Source organism: Thermoleptolyngbya sp. PKUAC-SCTB121 (assembly GCF_016919485.1).
Taxonomy (GTDB): Bacteria; Cyanobacteriota; Cyanobacteriia; order Elainellales; family Elainellaceae; genus Thermoleptolyngbya; species Thermoleptolyngbya sichuanensis.
In genome coordinates this window covers 956,996-980,447 of the sequence record NZ_CP070366.1, presented here as the reverse complement: position 1 = coordinate 980,447, position 23,452 = coordinate 956,996, and the positions used below count along the sequence as shown (strand labels likewise).

Sequence of the window (23,452 nt, the reverse complement as noted above, 5' to 3'; positions counted from 1 at the left end):
CGATTTCTCGTGTCCTGGTTGCTTCCAAACTTCTTTTCAACGCTGGGCACAAATTGAACTGAGCCACAGTCATGGAATATGGAATCGGTGCTCGAATCTACCCCATGGAATTCGTTATGAAATCAGCGTTTCTGTTTGTCCTCGTTCCTGCCGTAATGCTGGTCGGCGTTGCCCTACCCCAAGCGCAGGCACAGACTGCTCCAGAAGCTCGTCAAATTTCGCAAGTTTCCCTAACGGCGATCGCCGAAAGCTTTATCACCCGTCTTGGAGACCAGCAGTTCGAGTCGGCCGTTGCAGACTACGAAGCCAGCCTACAAGATGTAAACGATATCAGCGCCCGCTCAATCCAGACCTATTGGAATGATATTGTGGCTGAGAGTGGGCCATTTCGGCAAATCATTCGCTCTACGGTTCTTTCTGACGGCAGGCCCAATGGCGAGTCTGTAGTCAGCGTTGTCTGCCAGTTTGGGCGCACCAATCGCGAACTGTTTGTAGTGTTGTCTGGTACTGATGTCGTTAGTTTTAGCCCAGTGGAATAGGCTGCTTTCGAGGATTTGGATGAGCCGGAACGTCCAGCTAGCCAAGCCTCAAGCCACATCAGCCCATTTTACTCGCCCCGCTCCTCGACTTCGTTTGATCGGCGGGCCGTCTTTGGGAACACTAGCAGATGTCAGGTGCAGACCGACTGCAAATGGTTGGATGCCCCGAACGGTCAATCCACAAGCTTGGAAACCTTCTGATGCCTACGCTGTGGGTAGCGGGTGGCGATCGTGCTGGAGATCTGAGTCTCAGCGTCTTGTTGCTGCTCGATCCGGCCCGGCCGCGGTACTCAATTTTGCAGTCCTACTTCATTTCACATCTCAGCTATGAAACGTTTGCGTCATCGTCTCGTAGCCCTTAGCGCGATCGCGCTGGGTGCTCTGTCTATTTCCGCTCCCACCTCTGCCACCACCTTTGGTCAGCAAGAGGTAGACCAGGGTCGATTTATCGCTGTGTCGTCTTCTGGCGTGACCACCCGCCGACTGCTGATTTTGGAGCAAGTGTCTGATGCACGCCCCTGCTGGAGCGAGTCTGGGGCAAATCCAACCATCGTTACACCGCTGCTGCTCCAGTTTGATTTCACGGGTATTTGCAACCGCGCCACCGACCGCAACGGCTACTCGATCCGGGTCAATGGCCAAGATATGGGGCTGGATTACAGCATCCGGATTTTGCCGCAAAACGGCGACCTAGTGATGCTGGGCGTGCCCAACGACCGCTCTCGCCCGCAACTGCTTATCGGACGGGCGAATGGCTTAACGGAAGACTTTGCCAAAATTACGCTGCAACCGGGCTGGCGATTTACCAAGCGCACCTTTGGCGATCGCACGCTGGGCCACGTCTATCTCACCTACGAAGGGGTCTTCCCGCCCGGAGATGTCGCCACACAGCCCACGCCCACGCCAACCCCAACCCCCACGCCTACGCCGACCCCAACCCCCACGCCCGTCCCGGTCACCTTCACGGACATTTCCAGAGACATCTACGCCACGCAAATTCGCAACGCGGTTGCTGCTGGATTCATTTCGGGCTTCCCCGACAACACTTTCCGCCCGCTGGATACGCTAACCCGCGAGCAGTTGGTGTCGATGGTGCTGGATGCGCTCACCAAAGCGCCTAACGTCAATCTGCAGATTCCTGCCGCCGCCAGCGGTGACCCCTATCGAGATGTCAATGCATCCCGCTGGAGCGCCGCCAAGATCCAATTTGCCCGCGATAACAACATTGTGCGCGGCTACGAAGACGGCACCTTCCGTCCGGCACAGCCCGTGACCCGTGCTGAACTGGTGTCGGTGCTGAAGCGAGCCGCTGAGTTTGCGCTGACGGCGCGTGGCTCGTCGCCTACCCTGCTGCTAAATCAGCCCACCCGCACCTTTGCCGACACCACAAACCACTGGGCCTCGGCGACTATTACCGAGCTATCGGGCTTCTGCGGCGTTGCGTCTCCGCTGAATGAGCAGGGCAACAACTTTGCGCCTAACGCCGCCTCCCAGCGCAACTATGCGGCTGCGGCAACGCTGCGAACCCTCGACTGTCTGCAACTGCCTCAATAGCCTCTAGGACTTACGCAGTTGGACGATTTCTCGCGGGCTGCGCCCGCGAGAAATCGTCCAAAGCCCAGAAAGCCTATCGCAAGTGCGTAAGTCCTGAACCTCAATAACTGTCTTCTGTGGCGAATGGCGATCGCCCCTTGAGTCAGCTTTCTGCCGATGGTGGAAGTTCTGGCCCAGGGGGCATTTTTTCTGCTTTCTGTTGCGCCTCACTCGACCTCGGAGGAGCGCACCACGTTGTGCGACTCCTGAAGCTCCCGCACTTCTCGGTGCAAAAAGTAGTTGAGAAAGGTGCGAATGCCCGTGATCGCTGCCAGTTTAGCGATTTCGTTCCAGTGGGGAGAAACCGCCGTGCCCACAATGTCGGCTGCCAGCAAAAACTCCAGCGCCAGCGCTAGAGAAAGCCCCAAATCCAGCCGGATCGGCGGCTGCACAATGTAGCCCTGATAGCGAAACATACGAACACACTTGCGGATTGTTTTGACGAGGGCGATCGCCACAATCAAAATCGCAATGAACTCCAGAATAATCTTCAGCAGCAGCGCCATCTCCTGAAGCAAAAACTCTGCTCTGTGGATCAGCGAGCTACTTGCAGACAGTGAATCAGTTGCCGGGAGATGAACCAGCATAGGGAACGCTAAACTTCTATAAACTGAACTTCTATGAACTGTAGGACTTACGCAGTTGGACAATTTCTCGCGGGCGCAGCCCGCGAGAAATTGTCTGAAATCCCGCTAGCTTATTGCAAGTGCGTAAGTCCTAAACTGAACAAGTAAATCCAAGCTGGAAATCGAATGCTCAGACAAAAGCAGAGATTCATAACCAGCCCAACTAAGCCCAAAGATCCATCCAACCCTGAGAGGCTTTGATTCGAGTTTTAACCCCCTCCTTGCCCCTTCTCTCATGCCAGACGACTTGCCAATTTTTCTAATCACTGCCGGATTGGTGATTGTGTATCTGGTGATTTCAGCCCTGACCGAAATGGGCACCAAACTGCCCTGGAAAAAATGAGACAGCTGAACTGGAGCCTAAGAACCGAAATCCTGCTGTAAAATAAGCTCCAGTCAAAAAAAGATTTACATACTTGTTAAGACTGTCCAAAGATCGCTATGGAAATCTTAAGATTCCAGATGACCTGGCTTAGATCAAGAAGAAGTGGGCAGAGTAACGCTGTGAACGCGAACGGATCCATGCATCCACCTAGTTTTTCTGTCCAACGCAGTTCTGTCCAACGCATTCACCCGACGCATTCACCGACCCATTGAGGCACAGCAAAGAGGCACAGCATCATGGCGCTTAGCGACACACTCAGCGATCAAACCACCACTCAAAACCTCGTAGCAGATTGCGTCAAGCTCATCGACGAACAGGTTGCCGGCAAAGGAGGCATTTCGGGGCTGGCGCTGAAAGCAGCTTACGGAGTTGTGAAAGGCATAGAGCCAAGCTACATTTCCGGCGCAATTCGGCGGCTATTGCCCGAAGCCCTCGCTGCGCTAGACCCTATGTGGAACGAGGGCATCCAGTCGGGTGACCCGGTGCAGCACCTAATTCAAAACCGCGATCGCACGGCAGACACCCTGCTCAGCGTCACCGACCACAAGATTGAAAAAGCCAAAAACAGCGTAGTGCGGGCTTCCTACGGCAAGCTGCGAACCTCGGTCAAGGGCGACGTAGAAGCAGCCGTGCCTGGACTGGCGCAAATCTTGGGAACGCACGTCCAGAGCTAGCCCTGCGCTGGGATCGAGGGGATTTAGCGCCATGCGAAACTTAGCGCCATACGAAACGTCATCCTAAAGCTGCCGACGCTGACTGCAACTTCCTGACGGCGATTTTATCCAAAATTTCCATTAATCCAAGAATAACCCAGCGTGTTTTGTCTGGGTTCTTTTTGATGTTCGTTTTGCAGTTCTTTTGGCAATTCGTTTCGTGGCTAGCGAAGTCTACACCGAGCGTATCCCACTTTTGTAGCCCTCACCCTCAATCTCTCTCCCAAAGCGGGAGAGGGACTTCCAATCCGGCTCCCCTTCTCCCTTTTTGGGAGAAGGGACTGGGGGATGAGGGCGGGAGCATGTCATCTTTGTAAGGAGGTACTTATACGCATAGGCTGTAATGCTCTATCTAAGGGCTTTCAGCTACCCTGTTGCGATATCACTCAAGTTCTGCATCTGCAAAAGTGACATGCACCCGATGAGGGCAAACTTGCAGAACTGGGATGCGCCCTATTCACCGCTATTTTTTGCCAGACAGCTTTTTTAGGGTCATCACCGTATAATCGACCCGGATCCCCTGCCTGGGACAGATGTTAGAATATGAGTTTAAGAAATACACCTGTACTCTGCTTGGGTTGAGCCAACCACACCGCCAGGAGCATTTATGAACAACTGTATTTTGATGGCTGAGGTGATTCAAGAGCCGCAGCTTCGCTATACCTCCGATAGTCAAACGCCAATTGCTGAAATGACGGTGCAGTTTGCGGCGCTGCGCGATAACGAGCCGCCAGGACAGATCAAGGTAGTGGGCTGGGGCAATCTGGCGCAAGAGATCCAGGCAGGGTTTCATGTGGGCGATCGCGTCATTCTCGAAGGTCGGCTGGGTATGAACATGATCGACCGCCCAGAGGGCTTCAAGGAAAAGCGAGCAGAGCTAACGGTATCCCGCATTCACCGCATCGAAGCTGATGCCAGCCTGAGGTCCTCTACTGCCGACGTACCAGGGACAGCCGCATCCCGTCCCGCTGCGACTACTCCCGCTGCTCCGCCGGCCTATGCAGCCTCCACGGCCAAAGCTGCCCCCGCCGCCAAGGCTCCCGTGGAAACGGCCGACTATGACGATATTCCGTTCTAGGCTAGACAGGTTAATCCTTAACCCGCTTAATCCGCTAAACCGCTTGTCTGCGGGCGAGCTTCTGCGTGGATTTCTGCTATCTCAGGTGCGCTCAGGTCGTAGAGTGCGTAAACGGCTGCGTCGATTTGGGCATCAAGCTGGGCGATTTCCGCAGGAACCGCTTCGCGAATCGCCCTCAGGTCTTGACTTGTTCCGCAGTGATGCCGCTGTTTCGCCAAGTCAATTAGGACTTGCTGTAGCCCAGGGCGATCGCTCTTTTCACCCAGCGCTATGGGAATCTGGTGCAACTGGGGCGGCCCCACGCGCAAATAGCCGCCCTGGAGCGCGTTGCCGCCATGCCGCTGCACGAAGTACCAGTGGATTAGCGAACTGTTCAGAATCGCCAGCAGCAGCCACAGCAGATCAGGGCAGGTCGCCAGAGGGTTGGCTAGAGGGGAGGATGGGTTGGGCGCTTGAATAATCGAGGTCGATTTTCCCGCCAGCACGCCCCCAGACTCATCTAGCGCACACTCTAGCCGTCGGGTCATGCCCGCGACGATTAGCTTGGGTTGGGTAGCCTGTCGCTGGCGCTGGGGCGAAAGTTGGCACAAGTGTTGTGCAGGCAGGATGGGGTGCAGGTAGCGATCGCCCAAATAGCGCAACGGGCGATCGCCCCACCGCAGGCGATAGGGATCGATCGTGCCGCTGTTGACCAGGCGCAGGTCGCTGGGGGCAGGCGTGGGATGATTGCAAATCCAGCGCTGGAGGTCATAGGCTTCGGCTACCGTCGCCGCTCCCCGCACGCTGGCAATTTGCCCCAGCGTCGGAAACTGCTGCAACCGCGCCATTAGGCTGCCTGCCTGCTGCGAATCGCCCAGCCACCATGCTTCGCCCTTGGCGTGTAGCCATTGCCGCCGTCCCACCTCTGTCAATGTTTCCATCACCTCATAAGGCACTGGTTCATAGGGCACTGGCTCTTGGGTCACTGGCTTTTGGGTCACTAGCTCTTGGGTCACTGGCTCATAGGGCACTGGCTCATAGGGCACTGGCGCACTTGCAAAAATCGAGTCCTGTCCTGGAGAACCCAAACCTGGCTTTTCCGGCTTTCCCCGCCGCGCCACATACACCAGCGGATAGACCGCCGCCCGAAACACCGCCACCTGGGCATAGTCCCGCAGCGCCACAAGCTGACAGTTCTCTGCTAAGAGCGATCGCGCTGTGGCAGCATACCCCGCCGAGCGCAGCTTGTTAGGCACCACCAGACTCGTCATTCCACCTGGACGACACAACTCCAGCGATCGCTCGATAAATACGCAAAACAAGTCCCAGTTGCCCCTGGCGCAGCCATAGCGCTCGGTGCAGGCACGTCGCCAGTCGGGGGTTTCCAGACTCATCTGGGCAGCGTCGATATAGGGCGGGTTGCCCAATACCCCGTCAAACCCGCCTGCCTGTGCGGCTGATGGAAAGGCGGTGGCCCAGTCCAGACCCAGCAGCGCGTCGGCACAAACTAGATTTTGCGTCAGGTCGGGTAGCACAAATCCCGGTGGCGGCTGGCCCTCCAACAGCTTGAGCTGGAGCGAGAGACGGGTGAGGGCGATCGCCGTTTCATCCACATCCACCCCATAAATACAGTCGAGCAGCACTTGCTGACGAGTGTGCCAATCTACTGGGCGATTTACTGGGCAATCCACTGGGTAATCTGGGCGATCTGGGCGATCTGGACAATCTATTGGGGCGATTGGGGTCCGCTGGGTACAGGGGGGGACAGTTGCCCCGTCCACACTCGCCGAATTCGCAGGCCAACCCGCCACCCACCGCAGCAGCGCATCATAGCTTGCCAGCAAAAATGCCCCTCCCCCCGCCGCCGGATCAAGGATGCGCGGAACCCTCAGCAGCTTTTGGGTAGGGTCGCTCAACAACTGCTCCAGGGTTTGCGAAACGCAGTAGTTCACCAGCGGCTCCGGCGTGTAGTAAATTCCCCGTGCTTTGCGGCCGTCTGCTTTTGGGGCAGCCCTCGGCGCACATTGTCCGAATGACGGGGCCCAGGCGAGGCACTGCTCATACAGTTGCCCCAGCCGCGCCACCGGGTAGGGAGCGCAGAGAAAGAGCGATCGCAACAGCGCAAGCAGGGCCGCATTCGCCTCGGTCGACAAGGAAGGCAGGGCCGCCACCGGAAACGCCAGCCCGTGCTGATGATTGGCAGCGGTCAAAAGTTGATCTAGCGCAAACTCATCGGGTTTGAGGGATAGCCAATGTACTGCCAGCAGTTTGCGCTGCTGATAGAGCGGGATGCACAGCAGCGCCAGCAGCAGCATCCGAGCGTGGGCGTGGTCGGCGGGCTGAGTGGGTTGGTGATTCGCAAAGCAATCCCTACGGGAATCGCCCAGGATGTCCAGCAACCGCCGATAGCTCCGCGCTGCCCAGGTTTCCAGGTCGCTTGTGCCTTGCAGAGAATGAGGGGCGATTTGCGAAGCGACCTCTACGGGAATCGCTCCACTGGGCAAATCATCTACCGCATAGGCTCCACGGGCATCCGACTGGCGCAATTCATCCGACTGGCGCGATTGAAGCATAGCAAGACGACCGCAGAAAAACGGCGAGAAGACTCCACCAAAAGACACAGAAGACAGCCGCTAGAAGACAGCCGCTAGAAGACAGCCATCCAGTCATCCGAAAGCTTACTATGGCATTGGATTGATGGCACAGAATCGATCGCGTCTCGCTCCTACGTTTTTCCTTATCGCACGCTATGCCTTTGACGTTTACCAACGCAGTTCAAGAACTGACCTATCGCAAGGTGTCGGACTACCTCACGACCTCTGCGCTATTCAAGGACTCGCTGCAAGTTTTGTCCTATGCTCCCCGGTTTAACCTGTCCTACGGTTCAGCCAAGGTTGAGGTAGAGGTGCTGGATTGGGAGGTGCATCCCTGGGACGAGCGAGAACTGGCAATTGTCAAGGCGAGTAGCTGCGTTACCCTGGGCAGCCGAACGGATGAGCCGCTGATGCGATATCTGCTGATGGAAAACCACCGGATGCGGTTTGGCGCGTTTCATCTGGCAGAGACGGGCGGCGTGATTTTTTCGCACAGCGTCTTGGGCGGGGAGAACATGGACTTGATGGAACTGCAAACCTGCATTTTGTCTGTGGTGACCATTGCCGATACCTACGACGACTTGATTATCCAAAAGTTTGGCGGGCAGCGGGCGTGCGATCGCCTACCCTGACCGCCCAAAGCCCAACGCTCAAACCCCAGCGCCCAAACCCCAACAAAGGCAGGACTTACACACTTGCGATAAGGGTTCTATCGTCCAACTGCGTAAGTTCCAAAAGAAAAACACCCAGCAGCCCCCTGCCAGGTGTTATGTCGCTTCGGAAATCCGATTTTTTCTACCAAAAACTACCAAAAACGTCGCATGGCGGATGAACTATTGCTCTTGCTTGACCTGAGCGTGTAGCTCAACCCCACGGTACTTACCAATCACTTTCCCCGAAACTGTGGCGACGGCGGGAACGTTGGCTTGGTATTTGATACCGCGATAGGAGAGGTTCATAGCTGGTTTCCTTTTGAATTCCATGCTTTTAGAATAGGGCGGCAGACCCGGCCCACACCTCATCCGAGCGTCTCACCTGAGCGGGTGAACTTCTGCTTAAGAACGTTTCCCGTAGGGGTCGCTTCGCGAATTACCCCCTCCCGCCAACTCTGCCAATCGCCCATCTAATCTCCAAAATCTCGAATAGGTTAGGCCTTACGCACTTGCGAAGTTTTCTAGGTGTTGGGCGATTTCTCACGAGCTGCGCCCACGAGAAATCGCCCAACTGCGTAAGTCCTTTCGGTATAAGTCGGTATAAGATTGAAAAGGCTCGGAGAGGTGGCAGAGTGGTCGAATGCGCTCGACTTGAAATCGAGTGTCCCAAAAGGACCGTGGGTTCGAATCCCACCCTCTCCGTTTCGGAATGTTTCGGAATCTTGTGAACGGTGGCGCAATCTAGCGGCTCTGTGCGTCGGCCGCCTGCATCAGCCGCCGCTGACGGGGGGAATTAGCACGACCTCGTCGCCGTCTTGCAGCACCCAGTCCGGCTCTACAAACTGATAGTTCACGCCAAAGCGAGTGAGCGATCGCCACTGCTCCAGTTCGGGATGCTCCTGCAACAGGCGATCGCACACCTCAGCGACGGTTGCCCCCTGCGGCAGCGCCAGCACTAGCTCTGGCATACCGTAGGCTTCCTGATAGGCGGCAAATAGCTTGATGGTCACGGTCACCGTTGGGTCAGACACACTCGACAGGCTCCAAAAACCAGGTTGTACCAGAGCCAGATCGCAGACTGGGGCGCTGCGAACCGCTCAGGAGCGATCAGGCGCGAATAGAAGCAAACGGGCGATCGCCCCCCACCCTCATTCTGGCCCAATCCTCATTCTGGAGGGCTAATCCTTAAACAGTCAAAGCTTTTGTAAAAGTCTCGTAAAAAACTGCGGGAGTTTACGGCGGTGCTGTCCACTTTCCCGCACACTTTCAAAGGAGATTTACGTATTGTGAGTAACCTAGACTCCGTAAAATTCCCTACTATGATTGATAAAGTGTGAAGCTATTCTGAAAGCGTGCGCTAGAATCACAAGAATCATTAACTTTCTATTCTTAGATTTTGCGGTTCACTGCTGTCGGTTCCCCCTGTTGACGGTCTAAAGTTGGTAGTCCTAAATGCGGAAAGGCTGAACGAGGTCGGTACGCTAGATTACGTAAGTGGAAATATCTAAACCACCTATAACTTAAGGTTTCTGCCTGAGCAGCACTCTGCCGGTTGGGCTGAGCCGTCACATGATCTACTTCGGGGTTTGCACTTGGTTCAACGCAACAGCACACTTCGGTACGACTTACTGAATTCCCAGGACTTGCCTCATGTATTCTGTGTCTTCTCAGGCTGACTCTTCTAGACCATTTCTGACGTGGCAGCGGATTTTGGACTGGGCCCAGGAGCATTACCGCACCCGCACCTTTGCCAAGGATGAAAAGATTCCGGCGCGTCCTGGACTGCTGTATCTGGTGCAGCGGGGCGCAGTGCGTCTGGTGGGCGAGGCGCAGGTCAGCGCCAACGGCAGTTCCTCCCGCCTGCCCCGAATCAACTCCGAAGAGGCATTTCTGGGCTTTGTCGGCGCGGGTCAACCCTTTGAAATCGTGGCGCAATCGCCCTTTACGCTCCAGGCCTTTGCCCATGTCGAACAGACCTCGGTGATTTGGCTTTACTGGCACGATCTGGACAACTGGCCCCACTTTCGTCGGGAAGTGTTGGATGCCTTCCGATTGCAGCACCAGCGCAAGCTGCTGTGGCTGAGTACGTTGGGCCAGCGCCGCACCATCGACCGCCTGCTGGGCTTCATCACGCTGCTGGTAGAAGAGTTTGGCGAACCCAGCGATGATACGTACTATTTGCCCTGGTCGCTGACCCACGCCCAAATCGGCAGCGCCATCGGCTCTACTCGCGTCACGGTGACCCGGCTGATGGGCAAGCTGCGCCAGCGCGGGCTGATTCGCACCTACGGCGATAATCTGATCGCAATTCCAGCCGAATCGACCATGCTGCAAAAGCGTAACAGCGCTTCATAGGTTTTGGAAGCTAGGGCGTGTTCTAAAACCCTTCGATCCCCCCTAGCCCCCCTTAAATCCCCCTAGCCCCCCTTAAAAAGGGGGGAACCGAGCCGAACCACTCCGGAAGTCCCCATTAATAAGGGGGATTTAGGGGGATCGACTCAAGGCAATCAACGACCTAGAAAGTTTTAAGACACTGCCTAGGGTGCTGTTGTCAGGCTTTGATGCGTTCCGATGGCGCAAATGCATCCTGTGGGAGGGCGATCGCTCGATGAATTTGCGCCTGCCTCAGAAGCACCACCTGCGGCGGTGTCAGCTATGTACCGACTGGAGGGCCGGAGTTGGTGTATAACTTCCAGGTCTAGTGTTTCGGTGACTGAGCTGCCATGTCCAATTCTTCGCCCAACTCGTTGTCTGCGATCGCCCGTGCGCGAAATATTCGCTATTTCATGATTTCCTTTACGGATCTGTTTGGGGTGCAGCGGGCTAAGCTGGTGCCTGCTGAGAGTATTGATGCGATCGCAGCGAATGGGGCGGGCTTTGCGGGGTTTGCGGCCTGGTTGGATCAGTCGCCCGCCGACCCCGATATTCTGGCCTTTCCCGATGCAGAGCGGCTATTTCAGCTTTCCTGGCGGCCGGATGTGGCGTGGCTGCCCGCTGACTTGCATCATGTCGATGGCCAGCCCCTAGAGCAAGCGCCGCGCCTGGTGCTAAAGCGAGTGATCCAGCAGGCGGCAGAGATGGGGCTACGGGTGAAAACAGGCGTGGAGTGCGAGTATTTTTTGCTATCGCCTAGCGGGGAGGAGATTTCCGACGCGGGCGATCGCCAGAGCAAGCCCTGCTATGACCAGCAAGCCCTGATGCGCCGCTACGACGTGATCCGCGAGATCTGCGACAGCATGATCGCCCTCGGCTGGGGGCCCTATCAAAACGACCACGAAGACGCAAACGGTCAGTTTGAAATGAACTGGACCTATGACGATGCGCTGGTGACGGCCGATCGGCAGGCGTTTTTCAAATACATGGTCAAGTCCATCGCCGAAAAGCACGGCCTGCGGGCCACCTTTATGCCCAAGCCCTTTGCCCACCTGACGGGCAACGGCTGCCATGTCCATTTTTCAGTCTGGGACAGCGCTGGAGACACCAATCTGTTTGCAGACCCAGAGGGCGAACTGGGGCTATCGCCGCTGGCGTACCAGTTTTTGGGCGGCGTGCTGCATTCTGCTGAGGCGCTATGCGCGATCGCCAATCCCACGGTCAACTCCTACAAGCGCATCAACGCGCCCGTCACCAACTCTGGGGCCACCTGGTCGCCCAACACCGTCAGCTACAGCGGCAACAACCGCACCCACATGGTCCGCATTCCCGAACCCGGTCGGTTTGAGCTGCGTCTGGCCGATGGCGCGGCAAATCCCTACCTGCTGCCCGCTGCCCTGATCGCCGCCGGACTCGACGGCATCGCCCACAAGCGCGACCCCGGCCCCCGCTACGACAACAACAGCTACACCGATCCGCTACCCCCTGGCACCGTTCCGCAACTGCCGCTCTATTTGCTAGATGCACTGCGCCGATTTGAAGCCAGCCCTGTGCTGCCCCAGGCGCTGGGCGAATCTTTCACCCAGGCTTATCTCAAGCTCCAGCGACAAGCCTGGAACGAATACAGCGCTCACATTTCCACCTGGGAACGAGAGACGACGCTAGACTGCTAGGCTAGGGATTACCGCAATCTGCCCCCGATTCCCGCCTGCTCATGTTCCTCCGATCGCTGCATCTGCGCCAGTTTCGCAACTACCGGGATCAGGCGGTGAGTTTCGCTGCGCCGAAGACGATTTTGGTGGGCGACAATGCTCAGGGCAAATCAAACCTGCTGGAGGCGGTGGAACTGCTGGCCACGCTGCGATCGCACCGTAGTAACCGCGATCGCGATCTGGTGCAGCAGGGAGCCGAAGAAGGCAGCATTGCTGCACGGCTGGATCGAGACAGTGGCTCTGTGGATTTGGGGTTGGTGTTGCGGAGCAGCGGGCGACGCACCGTGTCGCTAAACGGGCAAACCCTGAAGCGCCAGGTGGAATTTTTGGGCACGATGAGCGCCGTGGAATTTTCCAGCCTGGATCTGGAACTGGTGCGAGGCGGGCCGGGGCATCGTCGCCAGTGGATTGATACCCTGCTGACCCAGCTTGAACCCGTCTACGCGCACCTGTTGCAGCAATATACCCTGGCGCTGCGCCAGCGCAATGCCCTGCTCAAGCAATCTTCCAGCCGTACCGAGGCCGCCATCCCGCTGGATCGCGCCCAGCTTGCGGTGTGGGATGCCCAGCTAGCGACCCTGGGCACGCGGGTCATCCGTCGCCGGGCCCGGGCGATCGCCCGCATTGCCCCCTTTGCAGAATTCTGGCACAGAGACATCAGCGGCAGCCGAGAAAGCCTGGAGATCCGCTATGCGCCCAGCGTGCCGATGGAAAAAGATGACCCGACGCTGATTCAGCAGGCGTTTTTGGAGAAAATTCGGCAGCGGGCGATCGCCGAACAGGTGCAGCACACCACCCTCGTCGGCCCCCACCGCGACGAAATCGAGTTCACCATCAACCACACGCCTGCGCGTCAATATGGCTCCCAGGGGCAGCAGCGGACCCTGGTGCTGGCGCTGAAGCTGGCCGAACTGAAGCTGATCGAATCCGTCGTGGGAGAGCCGCCGCTGCTGCTGCTGGACGACGTGCTGGCCGAACTAGACCCCAAGCGCCAGCACAAGCTGCTGGACACAATTCAAGATCGGTTCCAAACCCTGATCACCACGACGCATCTGGATTCTTTCGATTCGCAGTGGCTCCGGTCGTCGCAGGTGCTAACTGTGGTGGCGGGACAGATTGCGCCAGCCTAGCCCCGATACTCGTCGCCGCAGTCGCCAATTTGGTTGAGCAAGTTGCGCGATCGCCCCGAAACCTGCTCAATTTGCTGCCAGTCGTTGGCATCCAACTGGAAGTCAAACACGCGGGCATTGTCGGCGCGGTGTTCGGCAATGCTGAGGCGCGTGCCCACGATGACCCCCGCTACGGCAGGGCGATCGAGAATTGCCCGCACTGCCACGTTGGACAGACTCACCCCGTGCCTGCGGGCGATCGCCGCCAGGGTCTTCAGCAAGTCCTGAAACAAGTCCCAGCCGCCCCAGGCATCGATCATGCGTTTGTATTTTTGCTGAGACACGGTGGCCAGCTCGCCCCGACGCGGCTCTGGTTTGCCCAGGTAGCGATCCGACAGAAAGCCGCCGCAGAGCGTACCGTAGGTCAGCAGATGTACGCCCCGCTCCTGACACAGCTTCGCCATGTAGACCTCCGGGCGGCGATCGACCAGGGAATACTGCACCTGGTTCGACACGATCGGGATGCCGCTATCGAGGATGATTTGCAGATGCTCGGTGTCAAAGTTGGTAAGCGCCAGATGGCGGAGTTTGCCGTCGCGCTGCAAGTCGGTCATGTGTTTTAGCGCGTCCAGATAGGCCGGGTCGCCATAGTCCCACCAGTGAAACTGGAGCAAATCTAGGCAGGGCGTGGCCATGCGCTGGCGCGACACGTCGATGCTGCGCTCTACGACAGCACGGGGCATCGGGCCCGGCCGGGGCACCCATTTGGTAAAGGCTTGAACCTGAGACAGCGCCGCCTCGCCCCGCGTGGCCGCCAGCTGCTGCCGAAACGCGCCGATGAAATCCTCTGCTGGGCCGTAGTGATCGGCCAGATCCCAGGTGGTGTAGCCCGCATCGAGATAGTCCACCATGCTGGCGATCGCCCCCTTTGGATCGATTCGGCCGTGCGCCCCCGACACCTGCCACATTCCATTCAGCAGGCGGCAAATGGTCAAATCTGGGGTGAACTGAAGGCGGCTAGAGTCGGGTAGCAGCATAGAACAGGAGGCTTCATTTCAGGGATCACGGGTCAGGCAAAACGGCTATTCAACCGGGGCTTTTCAGGCTTGATCCGTGCCAAAGGCAGCCCTACAGCACCTCGGCCCGCAGACGCGCCAGCGGCAGGCTCAGCAGTTTGCGCGGGCCCGATACATAGGCTCGCTTGCGAAACACGTCGTAACGATTGCGCTCGATCGCGTCCAAAATCTGGCGATAGAGCATCAGCGCCGACCACACTGGGAATCGCGCATCCCGACTGAGCAGGCCAACGCCGCTCTCGGCCTGGACAAAGAACTTTCGCGCCCGCTGAATCTGGAACTTCATCAACTCTCGCCAGCGCTCGTCCACCACGCCGTTAAACAGGTCTGCCTCGGTGTAGTTGAACAGGGCCAGGTCTTCTAGGGGCAGGTAAATTCGACCCCGCCGCGCATCTTCGCCTACGTCGCGGAGAATGTTGGTGAGCTGGTTGGCAATGCCGAGGGCGATCGCCTCCTGCGTTGGATCAACCGCACCCCCTTTGCTCCAGGGAGCCGTGCGGCGGCTCTCATCTACGCCCATCACGGCCGCCGACATCAGCCCCACCGTACCTGCCACGCGATAGCAATACAGCTTTAGCTCCTCAAAGGTTTCGTAGCGGTTGCGATACAGATCCATCCGCTGCCCTTCGATCATGTCGCGGAAGGGCTGGATGTCCAGCGGAAAGCGCTCCAGCGTATCCACCAGCGCCACGTCCACATCCTCCAGCGGATGCCCCGCAAAAATCGTTTCTAGGTTTTCTTCCCACTGATCGAGCGTTTCATCCGTGGTGTAGGCTGCCTCTGCTCCGTCCACCAGTTCATCCGTGCGCCGACACCAGACATAAATCGCCCAAATCGCCCGACGCTTTTCTTCCGGCATGAGCAGCGTCCCAAGATAAAACGTCTTGGCATATTCCTGAGTGATCTGGCGACAGCGCTCATAGGAATCGTCCAGAGATACCAGGACGGTTTTGCAGGAAGGCTTCGGCAGTTGCAGCATTACATCGCAGGGCTGGAGGAATACAGTTAAACCTATCAGTAATCCGTCACCTGCGGTTCATTTGAAACGATTAGCATTCCAGAAATGAAACCGCTGGAGTGATTTATCGGGCTGAAGTGGCCACCAGGTCAGGCGGCGCAGAATCGACCGGAGAGGCAGGGAATCGCTGGGCGATCGCCTCGGCCGCCTGCTTACCCGACAGCACTGCACCCTCCATGCTGCCCAGGTAGCGCTGCATGGTGTAGCTTCCGGCAAGGAAGAAGTTGTCGATTGGCGTTGCCTGGTCAGGGCGACACGCCTGCATTCCCGGTGCGGCCGTATAGACCGAGCGCGGCGTTTTCACGATTTTGTATTTCAGCAGCGTGGCCGGATGGTCGCCCGCCAGGTCATCTGGGAAAAGCTTCTTCAGTTCTGCCATCGTCGCCGCCAGAATTTCCGCCTCGGACTTGTCAATCCAGTCCTTTGCCGGAGCCAGGACGAGTTCTAGCATTGAGCGGTCAGGGTTGGCGTATTCGCGGCAGGTGTTGCTCATGTCGGCATAGACGCTGAGCAGGGGCGATCGCGAAAAGAGCAGTTGATCCACATCCGTTAGCTTGCGGTCAAACCACAAATGAATGTTGATCACGGGCACGCCTTCCAGCGCCTCCATCTTCTGGAAGAATTCCAGCTTCGTCCACGGTTCCGGCATCAGCGCTTTCATCACATCCACGGGCATCGCCGAGACGTACACATCCGCCGTCACCACCTCATCCGGCGCACCGTCCAGCCCGCGCACCGCAAACCCGCATACTGTACCGTCTTCGTTTAGCAAAATCTGCTTCAGCGGCTTCTTCAGCAGCACCTCGCCGCCGCGCTCGGTCACATAGTCCACAATGGGCTGACACAGGCGCTCCGTCGGCGACCCATCCAGAAACGCCACCTTCGAGCCGTAGCGCTCTTGCAAAAAGCGGTTCAGCGCCGTCAGAGGAACCGTTGCCGACACGTCTTCAGGATTGATAAAGGTGAGCGCCTTGGAAGCGGCCACAAAAATGTCGCTGTTGACCCGCTCGTCTACGCCTTGCAGCCGCAGCCACTCCAGCAGCGAGTACTTATCCATGTTTTCCACATACTGCTGACCGCGCACCACCGCTGGCAATAGCCCGATAGCAAAGCGAATTTTCTGATTCCAGGTCAGCATGTCGTTGTTGCGAAGAATCGACAGGATGACGTTGAACGGTGCGGGAATATCGGGCACGTCGAAGCGCGACAGCACGCCGGGTTTCTCCGGCTGGTTGAAGATCAGCGTGTGTTCTTTCCACTGGAGCCGATCTTCGATGTCCAGTTCCTTAAACAGCTGGAGCATGTTGGGGTATGCCCCAAAAAAGACGTGCAGCCCGGTTTCATACCAGTCGCCATCGGCATCCTTCCAGGCCGCCACAAGCCCGCCCAGCACGTCCTGGCTTTCCAGCACGATGGGCGTGTGCCCTGCGTCTACTAAATACTTGGCGCAGGCTAACCCGGCCAATCCTCCCCCTGCGATCGCCACCCGCATGTACGCGCTATCCTCTGAGATACCTGTTTACACTAGCTCTCATTATATGTTGCAAACTGTAACAAAGCGGGCCGTCAACGGGCATTTTTCCGAGATTTGCCGCTTGAGGAGGGTTCATTTGATCCCCACTCGGAGCATCAGTCAATATTAGCCAAAAAATTTAGCCAAAAAATAAGGTTAGCCAAAAAACAAGTGGCTCTCAGGCTGGATGTTGATCTCCAACGGCACTGCCTGGGGTTCTGCCGTGAGAGCAAACAGAATAGCGTCGGCCGCCGTCTCCGGGCGCAGCATCTTCGTGCGATCGACCTTGAGGCTGACCTGATCCCAGAAGGGCGTATCCACGCCACCGAAATAAAACAGGGTGAACTTTACGCCAAAGCGCTTTAGCTCGTCTGCCATGCACTTGCTGAAGCCCACCACACCAAACTTGGAAGCGCAGTAGGCCGCCGCCATCGCCATCGGGTGCTGTCCCAAAATTCCGATCACGTTGCAGATGTGCCCCGACTTGTGTTCCTTCATGATGTTGGCGGCGGACTGACAGGTGTAGAAGCTGCCCTTCAGGTTCAAATCCAACATGGCATCCAGGTCGGCGGGTTCGATCTTGTTGTACTGCTTGAGAATGCCTGCGCCCGCTGCGTTTACCAATACGTCTACCTTGCCGAATTGGGCGATCGCCTTTTGCATCAGCGCTTCGGCCTGCTGCGGATCGGTGATGTCTGTTGGCACGGCCAGCACACCACCGGGCGCACCAGCCAGCGAATGGGCCAGCGGGTTCAGCGTCGCTGTATCTCGCGCCGCCAGCACCAGCGCTGCACCCAAGGGAGCTAGCTTTTGCGCCAGTGCCGACCCAATGCCCCCCGTTGCGCCTACAATGACAACCACCTTGCCCTGCATAACTCGCCCCGCTTCTTTACATTTCTTAATTTCACTCCTCATCATATCGCCTTACTCGGCACGGTGCATCTGCCCAATGCCAGCCCTAATTCCAGCATGGGTACGGGTGGGAAATCGAGCAAGCATGGCGATCGCCCGTCTGCGGGGATCACGGCCGACAGCCGCTTTGCCGAGTTCCAGTCCGGTTTGGCAGCGGGTAAGAAATTAAGTTTAGTCACAGGGCGATCGCCTGCCGAATTGCCAGTGGTAGCTTAGACTACAGGCACGTTTCTCAATCAATCTTCCCGGACGGGGCCTGTGCCTCCTGCCTCGCTACCGGACGCGGCGATCGCTTACGGCTTGTAACGCTGCTTTGATTGGGGCATATCAGCCTAGCAATGGTCTAGAACCTTCTGTTTCGTCTAGATGCTCGGCTGCATCGCCCAAGCTCCTCTGCCTCCGAAAGAGGCATCGGCGTGCAGGCTCAAGAGCGAGTGCTGCGGGTTCAGCCTACACTGAATTAAAATTCAGCATTCACGCCTTTTGTCCCTGGCATTGGGAACTAGGCGTATTCAACGCAAACAATTAAATACACTTGAAATTGAAAAGGTCTGCCCAAGAGCAGACCTTTTGGCTTATATTTGCGTATCGCAAACCCCGCGGGCTACGGCAGCGCGTAGGCAGACTGGAGCGCCCACAGAATCAGCGCCGCAATGCTGCCCAAAATCAGCACCGCCGAGAGCGTCAGCGCAATCGGACTATCTGCGCCGGGGAATTTCATAATGCCTCGATTCCAGTCCGTCATAAGTACCAATCCTTGCTAAATAAGTAGAGTTTAGAAAGTTTAGAAACGTTAGGACTTACGCACTGCGATTAAGTTTTCTGGGTTTTGGACGACTTCTCGCAGGCGCAGCCCGCGAGAAGTCGTCCAATTGCGTAACTCCTAAACGTTTCAGAATTGATCAACTCAGAATTGATCAACCGCTGAAGTGACTCTGAAAACGCGGTTTGGGCAGCGCCCTGGCCGGCTTGATCCTGCAACGAACCGAATCCCCATTGGCTGGATGCAGTCTGGCGAGATTCAGGACAGCGAGATAGGTTGCGGCAGAGTCAGAGCTAATTTATGAAGCAAATCTTAAGAAGCCTGAAACTCTTGGCATGTGTGGCTTTGAGGTCATGTTTGCCCAGGAAAAGCGGTTTCTCGGAAATCCTTGATTAACAAGGCTTTCAGGCTCCTTTACAAATTAGCTCTCATTAGGCTAGCTGAAAGCAGTTGAGAATGCATCAAGAATATGTAGATAGATCGACTCGAATGCCAGACAAACTGCGCCAAGCCGACTTGATTTTAACCACACTTTTTTCACTTGAGGGTTATGTGGCTCACCTCTGTAAAGTTTTTAAGATTTAGAACAGAATTCTTCAAAGACTCACGAATGGGATGGATTGGGAGAGGCTGATGCGGGCGATCGCCCAGGGGGGGGCGGCCGGGCTGCTGCTGATGGGGCTGCTCTTGCTGGAACTGGGGCTGCGGGCGCTGGGCCTGGGCAACCCCCCGCTCTACGTTGCCGACCCAGAAGCGGGCTATCGGCTGCGCCCCCATCAGCGGCTCCGGCGCTGGGGCAAGCGTATGGTGATCAACCAGCACAGCCTGCGGAATACTGGTGAGATGCCTCCAGCAGGCTGGCGGGTGCTGCTGCTGGGCGACTCTATTGTTCACGGCGGCATCTGGACAGACCAAGCGCACACGATTTCCGAACAGGTGCGGCAATTTCTCGTGCTCCGGCTGGGCAGACCGGGCATTGTGCTGAATGCGGCCGCGCCCTCCTGGGGGCCGCAAAACCAGTGGGGCTATTTGCGGCAGTTTGGCACCTTTGGGGCGCAGGTGGTGGTGCTGCTGCTGAATACAGACGACCTGTTTGCGCCGCCGCCGACGGACTGGCCCGTGGGGCGCGATCGCCAATATCCCCGTCGTCGGCCGCCCCTGGCCCTATGGGAAGCCCTGTCGCTGCTGCTGCCCTACCCTACCCAGCGCCCTGCGACCCGTCCGCCCAGCGGCGACCCCGTTGCCGATAACCTGCTGACGATTGAACAGATGCGTCAGTTTGTGCAGCCCCAAGCGCAACTGCTGGTGGCGCTGTCTCCCCTGCGGCGAGAATTAAAACAGCCTGGCCCACGAGACTATGAACAGGTCGCTCGCCAGCGACTCAGCACCTTGCTGGCAGCGGGCAATGTGCCGTTTCTTGACCTGCTGCCTCGGTGGAACGCGCTGCGAAACCCCGAAGCCCTCTATCGCGACGGCATCCACCCCAGCCCCGCCGGAAACACGCAAATCAGTCAGGCGATCGCCGAATTTATCCTCCACCATGCCAGCCGCCACCTCTCTCCACACCTTTCTCGGCATTGACTTTGGCACCTCCGGCGCACGGGCGATCGCCATCAGTGCTAGCGGCGAAATCGTGGCGCAGGCCAGCCTACCTTTCCCAAGCGTTCCGTCCAGCGCCCTCGCCGAAATCTGGCGAGACACCCTCCTGGCGCTGATTGCCCAAATTCCGGCTGAGATTCGCCAAACCCTGGCGGCGATCGCCCTCGACGGCACCTCTTCTACCGTCCTCCTGTGCGACGATGCCGGAATTCCCCTGGCCGAACCCCTGCTCTACAACGATGCACGCGGTGCGGCAATGCTAGATCAGGTGACGGCGATCGCCCCGCCCCAGCACACCGTCCTCAGCGCCACCTCCAGCCTTGCCAAGCTCCTCTGGCTCCTTAGCACGCTGCCTCTGGCCCAAAACGCTCCCCCCCCGCACCTCCTCCACCAGGCCGACTGGCTGGCCTTCCTGCTGCACGGTCGCCTCGGCCTCAGCGACTATCACAACGCCCTCAAGCTGGGCTATGACGTGGGCGCACTGCGCTATCCCGACTGGCTGCTGGCGGCCAACCTGCCCGTGCAGTTGCCCCAGATAAACGCGCCCGGTACGGCGATCGCCCCCATTTTGCCTGACCTGGGCGATCGCCTGGGCATTCCCGCCACCTGCCAGATCTGCGCGGGCACGACAGACAGCATCGCCGCCTTCCTGGCCAGTGGAGCCAGCACGCCGGGGCAAGCCGTCACCTCGCTGGGGTCTACGCTGGTTCTCAAGCTGCTCAGCACCGTGCGAGTAGAAGACGCTGCCAGCGGCATCTACAGCCATCGGCTGGGCAATCTGTGGCTGGTGGGCGGCGCATCGAACACGGGCGGCGCGGTGCTGCGGCAATTTTTTAGCGATGCCGAACTTGCTGCCCTCAGCGCCCAGATCGACCCGTCTCGCCCCAGCCCGCAGGACTATTACCCCCTGCCCAAACCGGGCGATCGCTTTCCCATCAACGACCCCAACCTGCCGCCCTGCCTGGAGCCGCGCCCCGACAATCCCGTGGAATTTCTGCACGGGCTGCTAGAAGGCATCGCCCGCATCGAAGCCCTGGGCTATCGGCGGCTGGCAGACTTGGGCGCAACGCCATTACGAGAAGTGCTGACTGCGGGCGGTGGGGCGCAGAATGAGGTTTGGACAAACGTGCGATCGCGCCTGTTGCAAGTGCCCGTCCTGCCCTCTCCCCACACCGAAGCCGCCTATGGAACTGCACGCCTGGCCCGCGCCGCCCTCCAGCCCGATGGTGATTTTGGATTTTAGATTGGCGATTTTAGATTGGTAAACTAGGCGCACGCAGGGCTTCCATCGGTTTCATCGGTCGTGCCGTTCTAGAGAACCGAGATAGTCCCAAAACTCAAAACCCAAAATCTAAAATCCAAAACCCAAAATCCCAATTTCGATCACCGACTCAATCACCCATCTACCCAATCACCCATCTAATCACCTATCTAAAATGATGTTTCACTTCCCCATCTTGGGAATTCTCAAGGGGGTATCCTACGGGATTCGTAATTTCTTGAGTATGCTGTTATCCATTAGGACTTACGCAGTTAGACAATTTCTCGCGAGCGCAGCCCGTGAGAAATTGTTCAAAACCCAGAGAGCCTATCGCAAGTGCGTAAGTCCTGTCCATAATCAATGTAGATTATGGAGATTGAGCTAATTTGGCAATCATCTAGACGATCCTCTACTGGTTAGGGATTGAAATCTGGCTTAACCAAACTCTGGATGAACCGAAATCTGGCTTAAATCTGGCTTAACAGTGTCCGCTCAGAAACGCCGCCAGTGAACACGCTTCCCCATCGTTTGCGAGACGTGGACTTATGACAGACGCACAACGCCCAAGCATTCCGCCCAACTCCGTTCCCCGCACGCCGCCACCGCCGGGTCGTCCGCCTGCCAGCGCTCCACCGATGGGCGATCTGGGGCAAACCAGCCAGCAAATGCCCTCGCAAACCTTTGCATCGACCCAGTCCAATACAGCCCCTGGCACTCGCGTCAATCCTGCTCCGGCGGGCGCAAGGCCCGGAATGGGCGCTCCAGCGGTGAAGCCACCGCCCACCCCCGCGCCGCCGCCCATGATGGGGCATCGTCCCGCTGCGCCGCCGCCGATGCAGACTTCCCGCAGCAAGGCTGCACCCGGTCAGCCGACGCTGGCGCAAATCGTTCGCGAAGCCTACGACAAGGGCTATTCCGATATTCACTTGGGCGTGGGCGAAACGCCGCGCTTCCGCAACCGGGGCGAGATCGACATGACCGAGTATCCAGTCACCGATCTCGATACCTTCTTTAGCTGGCTGCAAGAAATTCTCTCGGATGCCGAGATTCAGCGGTTTAAGGACACGCTCGACTTTGACGGTGCAACGCAATACGATTTTGCCCGCGTCCGGATCAATATCCTTGACTCGCTGCGCGGACCGGCGATGGTGATGCGTCTGATTCCGCTGAAGATTTTGACCATTGAGCAGTTGAACTTGCCGCCTGTGTTTAAGGAAATCTGCCACTATCACAAGGGGCTAATCCTGGTGACAGGGCCAACCGGGTCGGGTAAATCGACCACGATGGCGGCAATGGTGGACTATATGAACAGCGAAATGCCAAAGCATATCGTCACCATTGAAGACCCGATTGAATTTGTCCACACGAGCCGCAAGTGCCTGATCCGCCAGCGGGAAGTGGGCATTCACACGATGAAGTTTGACGCGGCGCTGAAGGCTTCGCTGCGGGAAGACCCGGATGTGATTCTGGTGGGGGAAATGCGGGACATTGAAACCGTGAACACCGCCCTGAAAGCTGCGCAAACAGGTCACTTGGTGATGGGAACGCTGCATACCAACAGCGCTGTGAAGACCATCGAGCGGATTTTGGGGCTGTATCCGCCGGATCAGCAGGGACCCATGCGGGTGGCGATCGCCGAATCGCTGGTGGCCGTCATCGCGCAGGGCCTCTGCCGCACCACCGACGGCAAGCGGGCCGCCTTCCACGATATTCTGATCAACACAGACGCAATTCGCGACTATATCCGCAAGGGCGATCTGGACGAAGTGGAAGCGCTGATTCCGCGATGCAACTTTGACGGCATGTGTACGATGAACCAGTCCCTCTATAAGCTGTATGAGGCGGGACGGATCACCGAAGAAACGGCGCTGGAAATGTCGCCCAAGCCCAACGAAATGGCGCAGATTCTGCGCGGGCGCGTCTAAGTTGCAAAGCTCAACGGTTCCTGGGGTGGAT

At 57.6% G+C, this 23,452-nt stretch carries 21 protein-coding genes and 1 tRNA gene; 13 read left to right on the top strand and 9 right to left on the bottom strand.

Features of this window, described 5'->3' with window-relative positions; translation table 11 throughout:
• Positions 1-116: 116 nt before the first annotated feature.
• Together JTM80_RS04100 and JTM80_RS04095 are read left to right on the top strand one after the other, a co-directional pair.
• Positions 117-539 (top strand): hypothetical protein, encoded by a 423-nt coding sequence (locus JTM80_RS04100; protein ID WP_172356910.1) that lies wholly within the window; start codon positions 117-119, stop codon positions 537-539.
• 327 nt (positions 540-866) lie between these two features.
• A complete protein-coding gene (locus JTM80_RS04095) occupies positions 867-2,093 on the top strand; it encodes a DUF3747 domain-containing protein (RefSeq protein WP_172356908.1) in 1,227 nt (408 codons plus the stop codon).
• Positions 2,094-2,299: 206 nt separating this feature from the next.
• On the opposite strand, the gene JTM80_RS04090 is transcribed toward JTM80_RS04095, so the two are convergent.
• Positions 2,300-2,719: a DUF1622 domain-containing protein gene (locus JTM80_RS04090; protein ID WP_205370661.1), complete on the bottom strand. Its 420-nt coding sequence runs from the start codon at positions 2,717-2,719 to the stop codon at positions 2,300-2,302.
• 660 nt (positions 2,720-3,379) lie between these two features.
• On the opposite strand from JTM80_RS04090, the gene JTM80_RS04085 reads away from it, so the two are divergent.
• Positions 3,380-3,817: a DUF6918 family protein gene (locus tag JTM80_RS04085; RefSeq protein ID WP_205370659.1), complete on the top strand. Its 438-nt coding sequence runs from the start codon at positions 3,380-3,382 to the stop codon at positions 3,815-3,817.
• A 646-nt stretch (positions 3,818-4,463) separates the two neighbouring features.
• Positions 4,464-4,934, top strand: a complete 471-nt coding sequence (locus JTM80_RS04080) for a single-stranded DNA-binding protein (RefSeq protein WP_172356904.1) — start codon at positions 4,464-4,466, stop codon at positions 4,932-4,934.
• 26 nt (positions 4,935-4,960) lie between these two features.
• Here JTM80_RS04080 and JTM80_RS04075 read toward each other — a convergent pair whose 3' ends face one another.
• Entirely contained in the window at positions 4,961-7,486 is a 2,526-nt protein-coding gene (locus JTM80_RS04075; protein ID WP_205370657.1) for an Eco57I restriction-modification methylase domain-containing protein, read from the bottom strand.
• A gap of 176 nt (positions 7,487-7,662) precedes the next feature.
• On the opposite strand from JTM80_RS04075, the gene JTM80_RS04070 reads away from it, so the two are divergent.
• Positions 7,663-8,139: a T3SS (YopN, CesT) and YbjN peptide-binding chaperone 1 gene (locus JTM80_RS04070; RefSeq protein WP_068507856.1), complete on the top strand. Its 477-nt coding sequence runs from the start codon at positions 7,663-7,665 to the stop codon at positions 8,137-8,139.
• A gap of 201 nt (positions 8,140-8,340) precedes the next feature.
• Here the strand turns inward: JTM80_RS04070 and JTM80_RS23570 are convergent, their stop codons facing one another.
• Complete coding sequence (locus tag JTM80_RS23570) at positions 8,341-8,466, bottom strand: DUF4278 domain-containing protein (protein WP_172356900.1); 126 nt, start codon at positions 8,464-8,466, stop codon at positions 8,341-8,343.
• Positions 8,467-8,778: 312 nt separating this feature from the next.
• On the opposite strand from JTM80_RS23570, the gene JTM80_RS04060 reads away from it, so the two are divergent.
• Positions 8,779-8,862 (top strand) — tRNA-Ser (locus JTM80_RS04060).
• Positions 8,863-8,930: 68 nt separating this feature from the next.
• Here JTM80_RS04060 and JTM80_RS04055 read toward each other — a convergent pair.
• Positions 8,931-9,191, bottom strand: coding sequence for a MoaD/ThiS family protein (locus JTM80_RS04055; RefSeq protein ID WP_172356898.1), 261 nt, complete (start codon positions 9,189-9,191; stop codon positions 8,931-8,933).
• Positions 9,192-9,810: 619 nt separating this feature from the next.
• On the opposite strand from JTM80_RS04055, the gene JTM80_RS04050 reads away from it, so the two are divergent.
• The 3 genes from JTM80_RS04050 to recF all read left to right on the top strand — a co-directional run bounded on the left by JTM80_RS04050 (position 9,811) and on the right by recF (position 13,375).
• A complete protein-coding gene (locus JTM80_RS04050) occupies positions 9,811-10,515 on the top strand; it encodes a Crp/Fnr family transcriptional regulator (RefSeq protein ID WP_172356896.1) in 705 nt (234 codons plus the stop codon).
• 368 nt (positions 10,516-10,883) lie between these two features.
• Positions 10,884-12,206: a type III glutamate--ammonia ligase gene (gene glnT / locus JTM80_RS04045; RefSeq protein ID WP_172356894.1), complete on the top strand. Its 1,323-nt coding sequence runs from the start codon at positions 10,884-10,886 to the stop codon at positions 12,204-12,206.
• A 41-nt stretch (positions 12,207-12,247) separates the two neighbouring features.
• Complete coding sequence (gene recF / locus JTM80_RS04040; protein ID WP_172356892.1) at positions 12,248-13,375, top strand: DNA replication/repair protein RecF; 1,128 nt, start codon at positions 12,248-12,250, stop codon at positions 13,373-13,375.
• Here recF and JTM80_RS04035 read toward each other — a convergent pair.
• From JTM80_RS04035 to JTM80_RS04020, 4 genes are all read right to left on the bottom strand, one after another.
• Positions 13,372-14,391, bottom strand: a complete 1,020-nt coding sequence (locus JTM80_RS04035) for an aldo/keto reductase (protein WP_205370655.1) — start codon at positions 14,389-14,391, stop codon at positions 13,372-13,374. The two genes, recF and JTM80_RS04035, sit on opposite strands and share 4 nt — an antisense overlap.
• Positions 14,392-14,482: 91 nt before the next feature.
• Positions 14,483-15,409: a 15-cis-phytoene synthase CrtB gene (crtB, locus tag JTM80_RS04030; RefSeq protein WP_172356888.1), complete on the bottom strand. Its 927-nt coding sequence runs from the start codon at positions 15,407-15,409 to the stop codon at positions 14,483-14,485.
• 103 nt (positions 15,410-15,512) lie between these two features.
• Positions 15,513-16,940, bottom strand: coding sequence for a 15-cis-phytoene desaturase (pds, locus tag JTM80_RS04025; RefSeq protein ID WP_205370653.1), 1,428 nt, complete (start codon positions 16,938-16,940; stop codon positions 15,513-15,515).
• A 177-nt stretch (positions 16,941-17,117) separates the two neighbouring features.
• Positions 17,118-17,834, bottom strand: a complete 717-nt coding sequence (locus tag JTM80_RS04020) for an SDR family oxidoreductase (RefSeq protein WP_172358975.1) — start codon at positions 17,832-17,834, stop codon at positions 17,118-17,120.
• Positions 17,835-17,930: 96 nt separating this feature from the next.
• On the opposite strand from JTM80_RS04020, the gene JTM80_RS04015 reads away from it, so the two are divergent.
• Entirely contained in the window at positions 17,931-18,089 is a 159-nt protein-coding gene (locus JTM80_RS04015) for a hypothetical protein (protein WP_172356884.1), read from the top strand.
• 388 nt (positions 18,090-18,477) lie between these two features.
• On the opposite strand, the gene JTM80_RS04010 is transcribed toward JTM80_RS04015, so the two are convergent.
• Entirely contained in the window at positions 18,478-18,618 is a 141-nt protein-coding gene (locus tag JTM80_RS04010; protein ID WP_172356882.1) for a hypothetical protein, read from the bottom strand.
• A 633-nt stretch (positions 18,619-19,251) separates the two neighbouring features.
• On the opposite strand from JTM80_RS04010, the gene JTM80_RS04005 reads away from it, so the two are divergent.
• From JTM80_RS04005 to JTM80_RS03995, 3 genes are all read left to right on the top strand, one after another.
• Complete coding sequence (locus JTM80_RS04005; RefSeq protein WP_225906754.1) at positions 19,252-20,217, top strand: SGNH/GDSL hydrolase family protein; 966 nt, start codon at positions 19,252-19,254, stop codon at positions 20,215-20,217.
• Positions 20,177-21,478, top strand: a complete 1,302-nt coding sequence (locus tag JTM80_RS04000) for an FGGY-family carbohydrate kinase (protein WP_172356880.1) — start codon at positions 20,177-20,179, stop codon at positions 21,476-21,478. The genes JTM80_RS04005 and JTM80_RS04000 overlap by 41 nt, the downstream gene beginning before the upstream one ends.
• 563 nt (positions 21,479-22,041) lie before the next feature.
• On the top strand, positions 22,042-23,421 hold the full coding sequence (locus tag JTM80_RS03995) for a type IV pilus twitching motility protein PilT (RefSeq protein ID WP_205370652.1): 1,380 nt from the start codon (positions 22,042-22,044) through the stop codon (positions 23,419-23,421).
• Positions 23,422-23,452 lie beyond the last annotated feature (31 nt).